Raw genomic sequence first — 16,245 nt, 5'->3', positions numbered from 1 at the left:
CCGTCACCCCTCCGGATACCGCCGCGGCGTCCACACGATCCGCTCGTCACCGCCCGGCCCCCGCCGCACCGTACGCGTCTGGCTGGAGCCGACGATCAGCAGTGTGCGCATATCGACCTCGGCGGGGTCGAGTTCGCCCAGGGCGACGATGCGCACCCGCTCCGTGGGGCCGCCCACATCGCGGGCCAGGACCACCGGGGTCTCCGGGGCGCGGTGCTCCAGCAGCAGGTCGCGGGCCTTGCCGACCTGCCAGATGCGGCTGTGGGAGCCGGGGTTGTAGAGGGCGAGCACCAAGTCGGCCTCGGCGGCGGCGCGCAGCCGGGCCGCGATGACTTCCCAGGGCTTGAGGCGGTCGGAGAGCGAGACCACCGCGTAGTCGTGGCCCAGCGGCGCGCCCGCCCGGGAGGCGGCGGCGTGGGCGGCGGTCATGCCGGGAACGATACGGACCGGGACCTCGCGGTACGGGTCCTCGGCGGCGACCTCCAGCACGGCGGTGGCCATGGCGAAGACGCCCGGGTCGCCGGAGGAGACCACCGCCACCCGCCGGCCCTGGCGGGCCAGGTCCAGGGCGAACTCGGCGCGTTCGGACTCCACCTTGTTGTCGGAGGAGTGCCGCAGCTGGCCGGGGCGTACCGGCACCCGGTCCACATAGGTGCTGTAGCCGACGATGTCCTGGGCCGCGGCCAGGGCGCCACGGGCCTCGGGGGTCAGCCACAGCGGCCCGGCGGGCCCGAGGCCCACCACCACGACCTCGCCGGCCGCCACGGCGGGCGGCGCGTCAACCCGGCTCGGCAGCACGGCCATCGAGAAGTACGGCACCGAGGCGGGATCGATCTCGCCCAGGGCGCCGGTGCGTTCGCCCGGCATGGTGGCGCGCTCCACATAACGCGCCTCGGGCAGACGGCCGGAGGCCTCCAGCGCGCCGCGTACGGCGGGGAAGGTGCGGCCCAGCTTCATCACCACCGCGGAGTCGGTGGCGGCCAGCCGGGCCGTCAGCTCCTCCTCGGGGAGGGTGCCGGGCAGGATGGTCAGCACCTCCTCGCCCTCCACCAGCGGTTCGCCCAGCCGGGCCGCCGCCGCGCTGAACGAGGTGACGCCGGGCACCACTTCGGTCGGGTAGCGGTGCGCCAGCCGCTTGTGCATATGCATATAGGAGCTGTAGAAGAGCGGATCGCCCTCGGCCAGGACGGCCACACTGCGCCCGGCGTCCAGGTGCGCGGCCAGCCGGGCGGCGGCCTCCGCATAGAACTCCTCCATCGCGCCCCGGTAGCCGCCGGGGTGATCGGTGGTCTCGGTGGTGACCGGATAGACCAGCGGCTCCTCGATCTGGCCGGGCCGCAGATGCCGTTCGGCGATGGAGCGGGCGATGCTCCGGCCGTGCCGGGCGCTGTGATACGCGACCACATCGGCGGCGCCGATCACCTCGACCGCCCGCACCGTCATCAGCGAGGGGTCGCCGGGGCCCAGCCCCACCCCGTACAACCGGCCCGTGGTCAAAGGCTGTTCGCTCACTCTTCCTCGCTCGCTATCGCATTGATCGCGGCCGCGGTCATCGCGCTGCCGCCCCGCCGGCCCCGTACCACCAGGTACTCCAGGCCCAAGTCGCTTTCCGCCAGCGCCTCTTTGGACTCGGCGGCGCCGATGAAGCCCACCGGGATGCCGAGCACCGCCGCCGGGCGCGGGGCACCGGCCGCCACCATCTCCAGGAGGTGGAACAGCGCGGTGGGCGCGTTGCCGATGGCGACCACGGAACCTGCCAGCCGGTCCCGCCACAGTTCCAGGGCGGCGGCGCTGCGGGTGGTGCCCAGTTCGCGGGCGAGGCCGGGCACGGCGGGGTCGGTGAGGGTGCACAGCACCTCGTTGTCCGCGGGCAGCCGGCGGCGGGTGACGCCGCTGGCGACCATGTTCGCGTCGCAGAGGATGGGCGCCCCGGCGCGCAGCGCCTCCCGGGCGCGGGCCACCACGCCCGGCGAGTAGGCCAGGTCGCGCACCAGGTCGGTCATGCCACAGGCGTGGATCATGCGGACCGCCACCTGGCTGACATCCGGCGGCAGTTGGCCGAGGTCGGCCTCGGCGCGGATGGTGGCGAAGGACTGGCGGTAGATGGACGCGCCGTCCTTTTCGTAGTCGAACACGGTTCCCTCGTCGTTCATCGGGTGGGGATACGGGCCGTCGCCACCGCGCCGGCCAGGTCGGAGGAGGCCACGGTGGTGGTGCGGCCGCCTGCCGTTACGCGGTAGCCGTCGCCGGTGGCCAGTACATCGACCCAGTCGCCGTCGGCCGGGTGGCCGCAACGCCGTTCACAGCCGGACCAGTACACCGGCAGTGGGACGGGCCCGCCGGGTTCGCCGGGACGGGCCGAGGCCAGGCAGGCGGCGGCGTCCGCCCGTACATCCGCCAGGGACTTGGCGCAGCCGGGACGGCCCGCGCAGGCGCCCGCGCGGTGCCAGGGGGAGTCGGCGGAGGTCACCAGTCCGGCGGCGGCCAGCCGCGGCAGGAGGTCCCCGTCGGTGCCGGGCAGCACAATGCCGCGCCAGGGCGTCACCCGGAGCTCGTCGCGGCCCGCGACGTCGGCCAGCAGGCGCCATTGGGCGGTGGTCAGGCGGCCCAGTGGTGCGGCCACCGAGAGGGAAGGGGTGTGGTCCGGCGCGGTGACCATGCCGGGCCGGGGCGGGCTACCGTGCGGCGGCTGGAAGCGGGGGAGGGGGGTGGTGGCGATGCCCGCGATGGCCAGCCGGGCCGCCAACGTCTCGGCGGCGGGCAGCAGTTCACGGGGCAGCTCGTGTATCCGCCAGGCCTGGATGCCGGAGGTGCGCAGCACGGCGAGGAATTCGGCGGCGGCCAGCAGGGCGGCGCGCGGGGCGTCCTCGGCGGCGAGCTCCAGTGCCGGGCCGGTGGCGGCGAGGCGGAGCGCGGCCCGGCCGTGCGACGTTGCGATCAATGTCACATCGGGGGACAGGGCCGTGATGTCACCCCGGCCGTCGTCCAGCCCGAAGAGGAACCTGCCCGATAGTCCGGACAGTTCGGGCAAACGGTCCTCATGCGAGCAGAGCAGGGCGTCCAGGGTGCGGGCCCAGCGCTGGACGTCGGCACCCATGCCCTGTCCGTCCAGGCCGCACAGCGGTGAGGCGGCCACATTGCGCACCCGGTCATGCCGGTCCGAGGGCAGCAGCCCCGCCCCCCGCAGCCGGGCGCCCAGTTCGGCCCCGCAGCCGGAAGCCAGGCCGCGCAGTTGGAGGTTGCCGCGCGAGGTGAGGTCGAAGTGCCCGTCCCCCAGGTCATCGGCCGCGTCCGCCAGGGCAATTGCCTGACGGCTCGTCAGCAGTCCGGCGGGAATCCGGATGCGGGCCAGCGCGCCGTCGGCCGCGGAATGCAGCCGCAGGGCGCCCGGGCAGGCGTCACCTCCGGGGCTGCGGCCCTGGTGGGCGGGGGGTACGGGCTCGACGGGCATGGCGGCGAGCATACCGACGGTTGGGGGTGGGGGTGCGTTGTGGCTTGTGCGCCGGGTGCGGGCCCGGTGGTGGGGGATTTCGCCCGGGCCGCACCCTTCGCTGCTTCCCTGGGAGCTCCGCCCCCAGGGGTCCGCCTCGGGGCCGTTGTCAAGTGCGGGCCTGCGGTGGCCGGTCGCACCCCGCGGCGGAGCCGCCCCGCGCCCCTGACAGGGCGCAGCCCCTGGCTACTATGGGCATCCGCCAGTAGACGGCGACAGGGGAGGAAGCCGGTGAGACTCCGGCGCGGTCCCGCCACTGTGAGCCCGGCAGCGATGCCGGGCGAGTCAGGAACTCCCGCCGTCTCCCACCGCCCGGGGCGCGGACCCCGAGGAAGGCCAAGCCTCGCGTGATCCTTCTCCTGTCCACTTCCGACACCGACCTGCTCAGTGCCCGCGCGGCTGGCGGCCCGGTGCCGTACCGGCTCGCCAACCCCTCCCGGCTGGTCCTCGATGACCTCCCGGCGCTCCTGGAGGGCACCGAGCTGGTTGTGGTGCGTCTCCTCGGCGGCATCCGCGCCTGGCAGGAAGGGCTGGACCAACTGCTGGCGGGTGACCGCCCGGTGGTGGTGCTCTCCGGCGAACAGGCCCCGGACGCCCAGCTGATGGAGGCGTCCACCGTCCCCGTCGGTATCGCCGCCGAGGCCCATGCCTATCTCGCCCACGGCGGCCCGGCCAACCTGGAGCAGCTGGCCCGCTTCCTCTCCGACACCGTGCTGCTCACCGGCCATGGCTTCGAGCCCCCGGCCGCCGCCCCCGCCTGGGGCGAGCTGGAGCGCACGCCCAGGGCCGCCAACGACGGGCCCACGGTGGCCGTGCTCTACTACCGCGCCCACCATATGAGCGGCAACACCGCGTTTGTGGACGCCCTCTGCGGCGCCATCGAGGAGGCCGGGGGGCGCGCGCTTCCGCTGTACGTTGCGTCGTTGCGCGCGCCGGAGCCCGAGCTGATCGACGCGCTGCGCGGCGCCGACGCCATCGTCACCACCGTGCTGGCGGCCGGCGGCACCCGCCCCGCCGAGGCCTCCGCGGGCGGCGACGACGAGTCCTGGGACGCGGGCGCCCTGGCCTCGCTGGACGTCCCCGTACTCCAGGCCCTCTGCCTGACCGGGTCGCGCAGCACCTGGGAGGACAACGACGAGGGACTCTCCCCGCTGGACGCCGCCACCCAGGTCGCCGTCCCCGAGTTCGACGGCCGGATCATCACCGTCCCCTTCTCCTTCAAGGAAGTTGACCCCGACGGCCTGCCCAGCTACGTCGCCGACCCCGAGCGGGCCGCCCGGGTCGCCGGGATCGCGGTCCGGCACGCCCGGCTGAAGCACATCGCGCCCGCCGGGAAGCGCATTGCGCTGGTCCTGTCCGCCTACCCCACCAAGCACTCCCGGATCGGCAATGCGGTGGGCCTGGACACCCCCGCCAGCGCCGTCGCCCTGCTGCGGCGGCTGCGCGAGGAGGGCTATGACTTCGGCACCGAGCCCGTACCCGGCCTGGAGTCGGGCGACGGCGATGAGCTGATCTACGCGCTGATCGAGGCCGGCGGCCATGACCAGGACTGGCTCACCGAGGAGCAGCTGGCCCGTAACCCGGTACGCATCCCGGCCGCCGACTACCGGCGCTGGTACGCCCGACTCCCGCGCGAACTGCGGGAGTCGGTGGAGGAGCACTGGGGCCCGCCGCCCGGCGAGATGTTCGTGGACCGCAGCCGCGACCCCGAGGGCGAGATCGTGCTGGCCGCGCTGCGCCGCGGCAATCTGCTGATCCTCATCCAGCCGCCGCGCGGCTTCGGCGAGAACCCGGTGGCCATCTACCACGACCCCGACCTGCCGCCCTCGCACCACTACTTGGCCGCCTACCGCTGGATCGCGGCCACCCGCGAGGACGGCGGCTTCGGCGCGGACGCCATGATCCACCTGGGCAAGCACGGCAATCTGGAGTGGCTGCCGGGCAAGAACGCGGGCCTGTCCGCGGCCTGCGGCCCGGATGCCGCCCTGGGCGATCTGCCGCTGGTCTACCCCTTCCTGGTCAATGACCCGGGCGAGGGCACCCAGGCCAAGCGCCGCGCCCATGCGACCCTGGTGGACCACCTGGTGCCGCCCATGGCCCGGGCCGACTCCTATGGCGATATCGCCCGCCTGGAACAGCTGCTGGACGAGTACGCCGCCATCTCGGCCATGGACCCGGCCAAACTCCCCGCCATCCGGGCCCAGATCTGGACCCTGATCCAGGCCGCCAGGCTCGACCACGACCTGGGCCTGGACGACCGCCCGGACGACGACGGCTTCGACGACTTCCTGCTGCATGTGGACGGCTGGCTGTGCGAGGTCAAGGACGCCCAGATCCGCGACGGCCTGCATGTCCTGGGCGGCGCGCCCACCGGCCCGGAGCGGGTCAACCTGGTGCTGTCCATCCTGCGCGCCCGCCAGATCTGGGGCGGTACCACCGCCCTGCCGGGGCTGCGCGAGGCGCTGGGGCTGGACGAGTCCGCGGCCACCCGCACCGACGCGGACGCCGCCGAGGAGCGCGCCCGCGCCCTGGTGGAGGCCATGGAGGAGGCGGGCTGGGATCCGTCCGCGGTGGCCGGGGTGGCCCAGGGACACCCCCAACCGGTCGCGGACATCCTGGAGTTCGCCGCCCGCGAGGTGGTGCCCCGGCTGGCCGCCACCACCGATGAGCTGGAGCACGCGGTGCACGCGCTGGCCGGCGGGTTCGTCCCGGCCGGGCCGTCCGGGTCCCCGCTGCGGGGCCTGGTCAACGTCCTGCCGACCGGCCGCAACTTCTACTCCGTCGATCCCAAGGCGGTGCCCAGCCGCCTGGCCTGGGAGACCGGCCAGGCGCTGGCCGACTCGCTGCTGGAGCGCTACCGCACCGACGAGGGCAAGTGGCCGGAGTCCGTGGGGCTTTCGCTGTGGGGCACCAGCGCCATGCGCACCGCCGGTGACGATGTGGCCGAGGCACTGGCCCTGCTGGGCATCCGCCCGGTCTGGGACGACGCCTCCCGGCGGGTAACCGGCCTGGAACCGGTGGCACTTGCCGAACTGGGCCGTCCGCGCATCGATGTCACCCTGCGCATCAGCGGCTTCTTCCGGGACGCCTTCCCGCATGTGATCGGCCTGCTGGACGATGCGGTGCGGCTGGCCGCGTCCCTGGACGAGCCGGACGCCGACAACTTCGTACGCGCCCACACCCGGGCCGACCTGGCCGAGCACGGCGATGAACGCCGGGCCACCACAAGGATCTTCGGCTCCCGGCCGGGCACCTATGGCGCCGGTCTGCTGCAGCTGATCGACAGCCGGGACTGGCGTACGGACGCGGACCTCGCCGAGGTCTACACGGTATGGGGCGGTTACGCCTACGGCCGGGGACTGGAAGGCCGCCCGGCGCGTGCGGAGATGGAGACCGCCTACAAGCGGATCGCGGTGGCCGCCAAGAACACCGACACCCGTGAACACGACATCGCCGACTCCGACGACTACTTCCAGTACCACGGCGGCATGGTGGCCACCGTACGGGCGTTGAAGGGCACCGCCCCGGCCGCGTACATCGGCGACTCCACCCGCCCGGAGACGGTGCGCACCCGCACCCTGGTGGAGGAGACCTCCAGGGTCTTCCGCGCCCGGGTGGTCAACCCCCGCTGGATCGAGGCAATGCGCCGCCACGGCTACAAGGGCGCCTTCGAACTCGCCGCCACGGTGGACTACTTGTTCGGCTACGACGCCACGACCGGCGTGGTGCCCGACTGGATGTACGACAAGCTCACCCAGACCTATGTGCTGGACGAGGAGAACCGCGCCTTCCTCCAGGAGGCCAACCCCTGGGCGCTGCACGGCATCGCCGAGCGGCTGCTGGAGGCGGAGAGCCGGGGCATGTGGGCCAAGCCGGACCCGCAGACCCTGGAGGGCCTGCGGGCGGTGTTCCTGGAGACTGAGGGGGAGCTGGAGGGCGACGGCTGACCGTCGTGTGCCGCCTCGGACGGCGGGGTCGTGATCACGTTGTCCGAGGCGCCCCGTAAGGTAAGCACTGGATAAAGACCAGTGAAAATTATGGGGGATTGTTTTACATGGCACCGAAGCGCAGCGTCGTGGTGGTGGCCGCCTGTATGGCGGCGGTGGTGGGGCTCTCGGCGTGCGGGGGCAAGAGCGGCGACAACAAGTCGGATGCCAAGGACGGCGGTTCGTCCAGCAGCGCCCCTGCGGCGCAGCAGCCGCACGGCGAACTGGACAAGCTCTCCGGCAAGGAGATGGCGGACAAGGCCAAGCAGGCGCTGATGTCGGCCACGTCCCTGCATATCAAGGTGGCCCGGGCCGATGGGACGGGCAAAACCGTGGATCTGTCGGTGAACCGGCAGGGCGACTGCATGGGGACGGCCTCCAACCAGGGCGCCTCGGTGGAGCTCATCAAGATCGGCGACAGGGTGTGGATGAAGCCCGACGACGCCTACTGGCAGCAGCACAGCAACCGTTCCGAGGCCGGCAAGCTGTTCAAGGGGCACTATCTCTACGGCACCACCGCTGACGACAAGCTCAAGAAGACGACCAGGATGTGCAATCTGGCCGCCGTTCAGGCCAGCATGGCCAAGGACAGCGACAGCAACGACGGTTTCACCAAGGGCGCTCCGGCCACCGTCAACGGTCAGCCGGTCATTCCGCTCACCAACCCCAAGAAGACGGTCATCGACGTGGCCGCGACGGGCAAGCCGTACCCGCTGGAGATCATCGAGGCCGGCAAGAGCAAGGTGGACTTCTCCGACTTCGACAAGCCGGTACAGCCCAAGGAGCCCCCGGCCGACCAGACCGTGGATATCGCCAAGCTGAAGGAGCAGCAGGGGAGCTGAACAGCGCGGGGGCCAACTCCCGTTTTGAGTCGGCCCCCCACCGCTCACTAAGATCCTCGGATGATCATCACAAAACGGCTGGCGGCGGGCGTCTGTGCCCTGCTCGCCGCCCTGGCCGGGAGTGCCCTGCCGGCGAGCGCCGCCGAGGGGCCGCCCAAGGACTCCCCCAAGGTCGAGCTGGTGCTGGACGTCAGCGGCTCGATGCGGGCCCGGGACATCGACGGCCAGTCCCGCATCTCGGTGGCGCAGCAGGCGTTCGACGAGGTCATCGACGCCCTCCCGCAGGGCGTACGGCTGGGCATCCGCACCCTGGGGTCCGAATACCCCGGTGAGGACAAGACCGTCGGCTGCAAGGACACCAAACAGCTCTATCCCGTCGGCCAGGTGGACCGCACCGAGGCCAAGACGGCGGTGGCCACCCTGCGGCCCACCGGCTGGACGCCCATCGGCCTGGCGCTGCGCAGCGCCGACCAGGACCTGGGCACCGACGGCGGCACCCGCCGGGTGGTGCTCATCACCGACGGCGAGGACGACTGTGCCCCGCCCGACCCCTGCGATGTGGCCCGCGAACTCGCCGCCAACGGCACCCACTTGACCATTGACACCCTGGGCCTGGCGCACGACGACAAGACCCGCGCCCAGCTGGAGTGCATCGCCGGGGCCACCGGCGGCACCTATACCTCGGTGCGGCACAAGGAGGAACTCTCCGGCCGGCTCAAGCAGTTGGTGCGCCGCTCCAAGGCGCCCGACGACACACCCCGGCCCGCACAGGGCGGCAATGACTGCCCGTCCGCGCCCGAGATCGGCACCGGTATCTTCACCGACCGCGAGAAGTTCGGCGAACACCGCTGGTACAAGGTCAAGGTGAAGCCCGGCCAGGAGCTGCGGGCCGCCGCCAGCGTGACCGCCGACCGCCAGGTGGACCGGGACTACGGCGTACTGGTGCGCGCGGTGGGCGACAACGGGCAGGAGCTGGTGCGCGGTTCGGACGCGGGCAGCGGGCGCACCGATGTGATGTCCTCCGGACTGCGCTACCCGGTGGGCAAGGCCAAGAAGGGCGGCGACGACCAGGCCCGGACGGTCTGCCTGGAGGTCTCCAGCTCCTTCTCCGCGCCGCCCTCGGTCAAGCGTGACCCGGGCCTGCCGGTGGAACTGGCCGTGGACCTGGTCAAGGGGCCGGACAACCCCTCGGACCTGGCGGCCTTCGGGCTGGGCCGGGGCTGGATCCTGCTGCTGGTGCTGGGCGGCACCGGGCTCATCGCAGGTCTGCTGTGGGGCTGGCTGGCCCGCTGGCGGGTCGCCGTCTGGAGGGAGAACTGATGCGTGCCTTCCGAGTGTTGAGCCATGCCGTGCTGGCGGTGACGGCGCTGCTGGCCGCCGCCGTACCGGCCTCGGCCAAGGGGGAGGACGGCGCGCCCACCGAGGCCGGCACCACCTTCCGTACCGCCACCGCCGTCAAGCAGGGCCAGAAGGCCACCGCCAGTGCCTCCGCCGGTGACTACCTCTACTGGCAGTTCCCGGCCGGGGCCGGCCAACGGCCCACCGCCACCGCCACGGTGAATCTGGCGGACGTCTCCGCCCGGCATGGCGCGGCCACCTGGCGGCTGGATGTCTTCGACGGGCTGCGCCGCCGCCAGCCCTGCGCCTCCGGCGAGCCGGAGAAGAAGGCCGGGCAGCAGGACTCCTCGGTCACCCTCACCTGCACCCTGCGCACCGTGCGGCCCTGGGCCGAGCGCTGGTCCGATGACCCGCTGCCCGGCGCGTATTACCTGCGGCTGACGGTGGCGGACGGCCCCGAGGAGGACTTGGGCCTGCCGGTCAGGGCCGAGGTGGAGGCCACCGCCGGGGACGCGGGCGGTGCCCATGCCGGAGGCGGCGAACTGGGCGCCCCGCTGCACGCCGGGGCCGTCGCCGAGCCCAAGGACGGCTGGACCGGCGGCTGGTGGTCGGACCGCTGGCTGTGGACGGGCGGCGGTGCGCTGCTGGCCGCGCTGGCCGGGATCGGGGGATACACCCTGACCCGGCACCCGCACCGGTTCCGCAGCCGGCCCGGCGCCGGCTAGGGGCTCTCCGATGGCTCTTGGGGCACCCCGTAAGGGGCGCGGGGCGGCTGTTCGATAGGCGGCTCCGCCGCGTGGGCGCGACCAGCCACAGACGGCCCGCACTTGACGCGTGACAGGTGGAGGGGGCCGCTCACCGGAGGAACGGCACCCGCCGCCGGCACGGTCCACGAGCCGTCGGACACCGCCCAGCCGGACGCGCCAAGGGGCTCCTCGGACCACATCCGAGGAGCCCCTTGGTCTTGGCGCGGCACCGGCCGGCCGGGCCGCACCGGGCCGGTCAGGGCTCGGCCGGCTTCTCGCCGCGTACCGCGCTCACATACAGGTCCCAGATGTCCTCGTTGAAGTAGGCACTGTAGGAGATGTCCGGGGTGTCCCCGCCGGTGTGGTAGCCGCCGATGACGCCGATCACCGCATAGCCGTACCCGACCAGGTCCCGCACCAGGAACGGCCCCCCGGAGGTGCCGCCGATATAGCCGGCGCAGGCGATCTCCAGGAAGTCACCCGGCGCCCGGGGGTCGGTGCTGGTGTAGCGGTGGGTGGAGGAGGAACAGTCCAGCGGCTTGGGGTACTTGGCGTCACTGCTGCCGGGGTAGCCGATCAGCCGTACCTTGCGATGGCTGTAGCCGGGCCGTACGGCCAGGTCGAAGCCGCCCACCGCGCGTTCCACCGAGGTCCCGTCGCTGCGGGCGCCCAGCCGCACCACCGTGTAGTCCCAGCGGGCCCCGCCATCGGTGCCCAGGTCGTAGTAGCGCGGGTCGATATAGATCAGCTTCACCGGGAAGACGCCATACGGCTTGCGCCCGTCGTGGTACTGCGGCACAAAGGACAGCTGCTTCTTGGTGTCCGCGCGGCGCAGGCAGTGCGCCGCGCTCACCGCCAGGTCGTGGTACGCGCTGCGGACGACCGTGCCGCCGCAGAACCGCCCCTTGTTGTGCCCGTCCGTCCAGAAGAAGGTGCCCACTTGGGGCAGCCCGTCGAAGGAGTGGCTGGGCGGCGCCGGCTGCGGCCGGCCCGGAGCGGACCTGCGGTGCTCGTCCTCGGCCGGCAGGGCCGCCGCCATCCGGCCGGGCGTCCAGTAGCCCTCCGCCGCCACCGCCGTGGCCCGCCAGCCGGGCTCGGCCCGGGCGGCGGGCACGGGAAGGTTCACGGCCGGCAGAGCGATTAACAGGGCGACGAGTCCGCGTACGGCGAAGGGTCTGCTCATCGGCCAAGTCCTCCCTGATGCGCGGGGGCACGTATGAGGCGAGCGTGCCATCGTCCGCCCGGCGCCGGGCCGGTGCCGGGAGCCGGACGCGGCAGGATTCACCAGGACAGCGGGGGCGATCAACCCGTGGTTAAGTCCTTCATCGCTCGTTTACCGGCCAAGGACTAGTGCCCCGTGGAAAGCCGTGGCAGGATGCCCATCACGGTCGGCCACGGCTTAACTGGCCGTGAAATCATCGCGGGAACACCTGCGGCAGGACGGGGGCGCAGATGGCGGTCGGGAGGGAACGGCAGCCGGCGGAGCCCGGCAGTCCGCTGGCGGAACGGCTCAACTACCTGTTTGCGAACGTCCATCCGCGCGGCGCGCCCTACACCAATGGGCATGTCGCGGAGGAGATCAGCCGGAACACCGAGGAGTACGGCGGTGTCACGCTCACCGAGCAGTATCTGTCGATGCTGCGCAACGGCAAGCGGGCCAACCCCAGCGGCGATGTGCTGCGGGCGCTGGCCAAGTTCTTCGCGGTGCCGGTGGGCTATCTGATGGGTGATCTGTCCGCCTCGCAGACCGCGCGGGTGGAGGAGGAGGTCAGGTTCCTGGTCGCCATGCGCGACCAGCGGGTGCGGGCGATCGCCCTGCGCTCGGTGGGCCTGCCGCCGGAGGTGCAGGACAGCCTCACCACCATCATCTCCCAGTTCCGGCAGCAGATGAACCTCCCCTCCGAGGCACCCGGCCCGGGTGGTGAGGAACGCCCGTGAGCGTCGTGGCGGACGACCGGCTGTTCACTTACTGGCGGCGTACCGAGGACGAGGACGGTGCAGGCATGCGAGTGGGGCGGATACGGCGCCGGTGCAAACAGCTCATAGCCGAGCTGGCGCTGCCCGCGTCGATCGACCTGCCGGGCCTGTGCGAGGTGGTGGCCGCCCGGGTGGGACGGCCCATCCACCTGGTGCCGATGGGCCTGGACGGGGTGGTCTCCGGCATGACCGCCACCACCGACGACGGCTACTGGGTGGTCTATGAGCTCAAGACCTCGCCCTGGCACCAGGTGCATATCGTGCTGCATGAACTCGGCCATCTGCTGCTCGGCCACGACCAGGACCCCGCCGTCACCGAGAACGCCCTCAGAATGTGGACGCCCTCGGTGGATGTGGCCACCGCCATGCGCCGGATGGGCATGACCATGGGCCTGGCCCGCCACCACTGCTATGACGACCTCACCGAGCGGGAGACCGAGATCCTGGGCACCCTGCTGATGGAGAAGGTGGTGCCCCCGCCGCCGGACCAGGAACTGCCCGCCGCCGGAGTCGCCGCCGAACTGGCCGCCTCGCTCGGCCCGGCCCTCCAGCATGTACGCCAGGAGCTGCGGCGCCGGCAGGCACCGGGGGAGGAACCCGGCGGTGTATGACCTCATCTATCTCACCTTCAGCGCCGTCACCTGGGTCATCGTCGGCTACAAGGCCGCCGCCTGGTTCCGCGACCGCGGCAACACCGATCTGGGCCTGACCGCCCTGATGACCGCCGGGGTGCCGGTGGTCTTCCTGTTCTCCGCGCCCCGCGTCTACCGGGCCTTCGACCGGCTGACCGGAGTGGCCAACCTGGCCATGGTCTTCCTCTACTCGGCCGTGGTGCTGTTCGCCTCCGGAGCCACCGTGCTGCTGCTGCGCTGGACCAGCCGGGGCGGTGAACAGGACCGCGCCCGGGCCGCACGGCGCGCCCGGACCGCCATCGCCGCCGTGCTGGTGGCCTGGAGCGCCGCCATCGTCTGCTTCGCGGTGGGCCGCCCCGACGCGGTGGAACACCCCCGGGACTTCAGCACCGCCTATGCCGACGCCCCCGGGGTGGTCGCCTTCCTGGTGCTCTATCTGGCCATCTTCGGCACCAGCCTGGCCGGTCTGGGCACCCTGTGCCCCCGCTACGCCGCCACCCTGGGCCCCTCCTGGCTGTCCAAGGGGCTGCGCACCCTGGCCCTGGGCTGCTGGCTGGGACTGCTGTACTGCGCCTGCAAGCTGACCGGTTTCCTGCTGTCCTGGGCCGGTCATCCGCAGGGCTGGCTGTCCAATGGGGTGGCGCCGCTGAGCGCCTCGGTGGCCGCGCTGCTGGTGCTGCTGGGCTTCTCGCTGCCGGCCGCCGGCCCCCGGGCCGCCGCCTGGCGACGGCTGCGCCGGCTGGAACCGCTGTGGCGGGAGGTGACCGCCCAGGCGCCCGAGGTCACCATTGCCGAGTCCCGCTGGAGAAGCCGCTGGCCCTTCGCCGACCTGGAGTGGCGCGCCAACCGCCGGATGGCCGAGATCCGCGACGTCCAGCGCGGCGTAAGGCGCCATGTGGAGCCCGCCGCCCTGGAGATCGCCCGGCGCAAGGGCCAGGACGCCCGGCTGGACGAGCGGTCACTGGCCGCCGTGGTGGAGGCCGCGGCTCTGCGGCGCGGGCTGGCCAACCGCGGCACCGGACATGTGCCCCGGCCGCACGCCGACAGCGTGGTGGTCACCGTGAGCGCCGACCCGGCGGAGGAACACGAGCACCTGGCCAGGGTGGCCGATGTCTTCCACCACCGGCTGGTGGACGCGGTCCTCGGCGAACTACGGGAGATCAACGCCTCACACCGTCCCTGACGGCACCTCAGCCAACCGGACCGGGCGGCCATGGACGGGGGTCACGGCCGCCCCTGACACGGGCCGGCACCGGGTCCGTACCCCGAAGTACGGACTCGGTGCCGCCCGTTGGAACCCCGGACCCTAGAGTCGGATGCCATGCGACCCATCGACGTCACCCCGCTCATCACCGACCCCTACGCCACCTACGCCGGGCTGCGCGAGGCCGGACCGGTGCACCGGATCACCGGGCCGGACGGCCGTCCCGCCTGGCTGGTGACCCGCTATGCGGATGTACGCCGGGGCCTGAACGACCCCCGGCTCTCGCTGGACAAGCGGCATGCCCTGCCGGGCCAGTACAGCGGCTTCGCGCTCCCGCCCGCCCTGGACGCCAACCTGCTCAATATGGACCCGCCGGACCACACCCGGGTACGGGGTCTGGTGGTCAAGGCGTTCACCCCGGGCCGGGTCGCCAAGATGCGCGCGCCGCTGGCGAAGACGGCCGGCCAACTGCTGGACGCCATCGAGCCGGACGGCCGGGCCGACCTGCTCACCGGCTATGCCGGCCCGCTGCCGGTGATCGCCATCTGTGACCTGCTGGGCATCCCGGAGCGGGACCGGCGCGACTTCCGGCAGTGGACCGACACCCTGCTCACCCCCGACCCCGCCAACCCGGCGGCCATCAAGGAAGCCGTGGTGGCCATGATGCGGTTCTTCGGCGGGCTGATCGGGAGCAAGCGCGCCGAGCCGGGCGACGACCTGCTCTCCGATCTGATCGCGGTCCGCGACGACGAGGACGGGGCGCTCTCGGCGGACGAGCTGACCTCGCTGGCCTTCCTGCTGCTGCTCGGCGGCTGTGAGCCGACCGTCCATCTGATCGGCAACACCGTGCTGGCCCTGCTGGACCATCCCGAGCTGATGCGGGAGGTGCGTAAGAATCCGGACAGTCTCGCCGCGGTGGTCGATGAGGTCAACCGCTGGGACGGCCCCTACCCGCTGGCCATCCGGCGCTTCCCGGTGGAGGAGGTGGAGATCGGCGGGGTACGGATCCCAGCCGGTGAGACGGTGCTGCTCTCCCTGGCCTCGGCCAACCGCGACGAGCAGCAGTTCCCCGAGGCCGACCGCATTGACCTGCACCGGGACCGCTCGGGCAATCTGGCCTTCGGTCATGGAATCCATCACTGCCTGGCCGCCTCGCTGGCCCGGATGGAGGCCGAGACCGCCCTGGCCGCCCTGCTGGAGCGCTTCCCGCACCTGGAACTGGCCGTTCCGCGGGAGGAACTCCGCTGGCGTCCCACCATCAGGGCGCGTGGCCTGATTTCGCTCCCCGTCCGCTGGGATTCCACCGAGCGAGCCGGTTTTTGATGCATAACCCATCCTGATGGGGTAGAACTGTGTTCGAGCCCGCCCGGTGTGCATCCCCCGTCGCACCGGGCGGGCCTTCGCATCCCGCCGCTGTCACCAGCTGCCGGGCGGGAACTTCAGCAGGGCCACCGCCGCCAGCATCTGGATGCTCACCGCCCCCACCGCCTTATGGGTGGGCAGATGGTGCTGACCGCGGATCAGCAGAGTGGCCAGCGCGTAGCCCAGGGCGGCCGTGGCGCAGGCGGCGGCGCGCACCGGCATGGAGCCGGCCGGCAGCCCGGTGGCCAGCGCCAGCCGGGGCAGGTCGGTGGCCCAGAAGACCACGACAAACAGGCTGGCGGTGGGCCCGAAGCGGCCATTGCCGCCCAGCCGGCGGGCGATGGCGTGGGTGACCGCCCCCAGCAGCACACTGGCCAGCAGCATCACCGCCGAGCCAATGGCCATCGCCTCCAGGGCCAGCACCCGGTCGTTGTCCCACTGGACCCAGAAGGAGTCCTTGGCCAGGGTGCCCAGTGCGCCGCACACCAGGCTCAGAAAGGTGGCCGCCCCCCAGACGCTCCGGTCCCGGGCCTCGTCGAGCATCTCGACGGGCCGGTACCAGAGCCCGAATATCAGCCGGTGCCAGTGCAATCGGCGCCGGGCGGCGGTGCTGGTCTGGGGGGTGGATGCGGTGGTCAAAGGCATGATTGAGGTTTTATCACCGCTCT

At 72.3% G+C, this 16,245-nt stretch carries 13 protein-coding genes and 1 riboswitch; of the genes, 8 read left to right on the top strand and 5 right to left on the bottom strand.

All coding sequences use genetic code 11. The features are described from left to right. Nucleotides 1-3: 3 nt before the first annotated feature. From CV755_RS07825 to CV755_RS07815, 3 genes are read right to left on the bottom strand one after another with little or no spacing between them, the layout of a single operon-like run. Complete coding sequence (locus tag CV755_RS07825) at nucleotides 4-1,512, bottom strand: precorrin-2 C(20)-methyltransferase (RefSeq protein WP_109279443.1); 1,509 nt, start codon at nucleotides 1,510-1,512, stop codon at nucleotides 4-6. After that, complete coding sequence (locus CV755_RS07820) at nucleotides 1,509-2,153, bottom strand: precorrin-8X methylmutase (protein ID WP_193553370.1); 645 nt, start codon at nucleotides 2,151-2,153, stop codon at nucleotides 1,509-1,511. The genes CV755_RS07825 and CV755_RS07820 overlap by 4 nt, the downstream gene beginning before the upstream one ends. Further along, complete coding sequence (locus CV755_RS07815) at nucleotides 2,150-3,451, bottom strand: cobalamin biosynthesis protein CobG (protein ID WP_241561038.1); 1,302 nt, start codon at nucleotides 3,449-3,451, stop codon at nucleotides 2,150-2,152. Before CV755_RS07815 ends, CV755_RS07820 begins: the two co-directional genes overlap by 4 nt. 225 nt (nucleotides 3,452-3,676) lie before the next feature. Further along, nucleotides 3,677-3,797, top strand: a riboswitch (cobalamin riboswitch). A gap of 40 nt (nucleotides 3,798-3,837) precedes the next feature. Between CV755_RS07815 and cobN the strand changes: the two genes are divergently transcribed. From cobN to CV755_RS07795, 4 genes are all read left to right on the top strand, one after another. Continuing rightward, nucleotides 3,838-7,437, top strand: coding sequence for a cobaltochelatase subunit CobN (gene cobN, locus CV755_RS07810; protein WP_109279441.1), 3,600 nt, complete (start codon nucleotides 3,838-3,840; stop codon nucleotides 7,435-7,437). 107 nt (nucleotides 7,438-7,544) lie between these two features. Continuing rightward, on the top strand, nucleotides 7,545-8,318 hold the full coding sequence (locus tag CV755_RS07805; RefSeq protein WP_109279440.1) for a hypothetical protein: 774 nt from the start codon (nucleotides 7,545-7,547) through the stop codon (nucleotides 8,316-8,318). 60 nt (nucleotides 8,319-8,378) lie between these two features. Beyond that, complete coding sequence (locus CV755_RS07800) at nucleotides 8,379-9,638, top strand: VWA domain-containing protein (RefSeq protein ID WP_109279439.1); 1,260 nt, start codon at nucleotides 8,379-8,381, stop codon at nucleotides 9,636-9,638. Then, nucleotides 9,638-10,381 (top strand): hypothetical protein, encoded by a 744-nt coding sequence (locus tag CV755_RS07795; RefSeq protein WP_109279438.1) that lies wholly within the window; start codon nucleotides 9,638-9,640, stop codon nucleotides 10,379-10,381. The genes CV755_RS07800 and CV755_RS07795 overlap by 1 nt, the downstream gene beginning before the upstream one ends. 277 nt (nucleotides 10,382-10,658) lie before the next feature. Here the strand turns inward: CV755_RS07795 and CV755_RS07790 are convergent, their stop codons facing one another. Next, the gene (locus tag CV755_RS07790) at nucleotides 10,659-11,585 is read right to left on the bottom strand and encodes a trypsin-like serine protease (RefSeq protein ID WP_109279437.1); all 927 of its coding nucleotides are present in this window, start codon (nucleotides 11,583-11,585) and stop codon (nucleotides 10,659-10,661) included. Nucleotides 11,586-11,854: 269 nt separating this feature from the next. Between CV755_RS07790 and CV755_RS07785 the strand changes: the two genes are divergently transcribed. From CV755_RS07785 to CV755_RS07770, 4 genes are all read left to right on the top strand, one after another. Beyond that, a complete protein-coding gene (locus CV755_RS07785; RefSeq protein WP_109279436.1) occupies nucleotides 11,855-12,340 on the top strand; it encodes a helix-turn-helix domain-containing protein in 486 nt (161 codons plus the stop codon). Then, the gene (locus tag CV755_RS07780) at nucleotides 12,337-12,990 is read left to right on the top strand and encodes a hypothetical protein (protein ID WP_109279435.1); all 654 of its coding nucleotides are present in this window, start codon (nucleotides 12,337-12,339) and stop codon (nucleotides 12,988-12,990) included. The genes CV755_RS07785 and CV755_RS07780 overlap by 4 nt, the downstream gene beginning before the upstream one ends. Then, nucleotides 12,983-14,194 (top strand): MAB_1171c family putative transporter, encoded by a 1,212-nt coding sequence (locus CV755_RS07775; RefSeq protein ID WP_164503274.1) that lies wholly within the window; start codon nucleotides 12,983-12,985, stop codon nucleotides 14,192-14,194. Before CV755_RS07780 ends, CV755_RS07775 begins: the two co-directional genes overlap by 8 nt. Nucleotides 14,195-14,332: 138 nt before the next feature. Then, complete coding sequence (locus tag CV755_RS07770) at nucleotides 14,333-15,538, top strand: cytochrome P450 family protein (protein ID WP_109279433.1); 1,206 nt, start codon at nucleotides 14,333-14,335, stop codon at nucleotides 15,536-15,538. A gap of 93 nt (nucleotides 15,539-15,631) precedes the next feature. Here the strand turns inward: CV755_RS07770 and CV755_RS07765 are convergent, their stop codons facing one another. Further along, nucleotides 15,632-16,222, bottom strand: coding sequence for a YIP1 family protein (locus CV755_RS07765; protein ID WP_109279432.1), 591 nt, complete (start codon nucleotides 16,220-16,222; stop codon nucleotides 15,632-15,634). Nucleotides 16,223-16,245 lie beyond the last annotated feature (23 nt).

Source organism: Streptomyces orinoci (genome assembly GCF_003121295.1).
GTDB classification, from domain to species: Bacteria; Actinomycetota; Actinomycetes; order Streptomycetales; family Streptomycetaceae; genus Streptomyces; species Streptomyces orinoci.
This window is presented reverse-complemented; position numbering and strand designations above follow the sequence as displayed.

Excerpts from the sequence above, each read along its gene's own strand:
- CV755_RS07820 (WP_193553370.1), bottom strand. The coding sequence starts at position 2,153 with ATGAACGACGAGGGAACCGTGTTCGACTACGAAAAGGACGGCGCGTCC.
- CV755_RS07800 (WP_109279439.1), top strand. The coding sequence starts at position 8,379 with ATGATCATCACAAAACGGCTGGCGGCGGGCGTCTGTGCCCTGCTCGCC.
- CV755_RS07795 (WP_109279438.1), top strand. The coding sequence starts at position 9,638 with ATGCGTGCCTTCCGAGTGTTGAGCCATGCCGTGCTGGCGGTGACGGCG.
- CV755_RS07765 (WP_109279432.1), bottom strand. The coding sequence starts at position 16,222 with ATGCCTTTGACCACCGCATCCACCCCCCAGACCAGCACCGCCGCCCGG.
- CV755_RS07770 (WP_109279433.1), top strand. The coding sequence starts at position 14,333 with ATGCGACCCATCGACGTCACCCCGCTCATCACCGACCCCTACGCCACC.
- CV755_RS07790 (WP_109279437.1), bottom strand. The coding sequence starts at position 11,585 with ATGAGCAGACCCTTCGCCGTACGCGGACTCGTCGCCCTGTTAATCGCT.
- CV755_RS07815 (WP_241561038.1), bottom strand. The coding sequence starts at position 3,451 with ATGCCCGTCGAGCCCGTACCCCCCGCCCACCAGGGCCGCAGCCCCGGA.
- CV755_RS07805 (WP_109279440.1), top strand. The coding sequence starts at position 7,545 with ATGGCACCGAAGCGCAGCGTCGTGGTGGTGGCCGCCTGTATGGCGGCG.
- CV755_RS07785 (WP_109279436.1), top strand. The coding sequence starts at position 11,855 with ATGGCGGTCGGGAGGGAACGGCAGCCGGCGGAGCCCGGCAGTCCGCTG.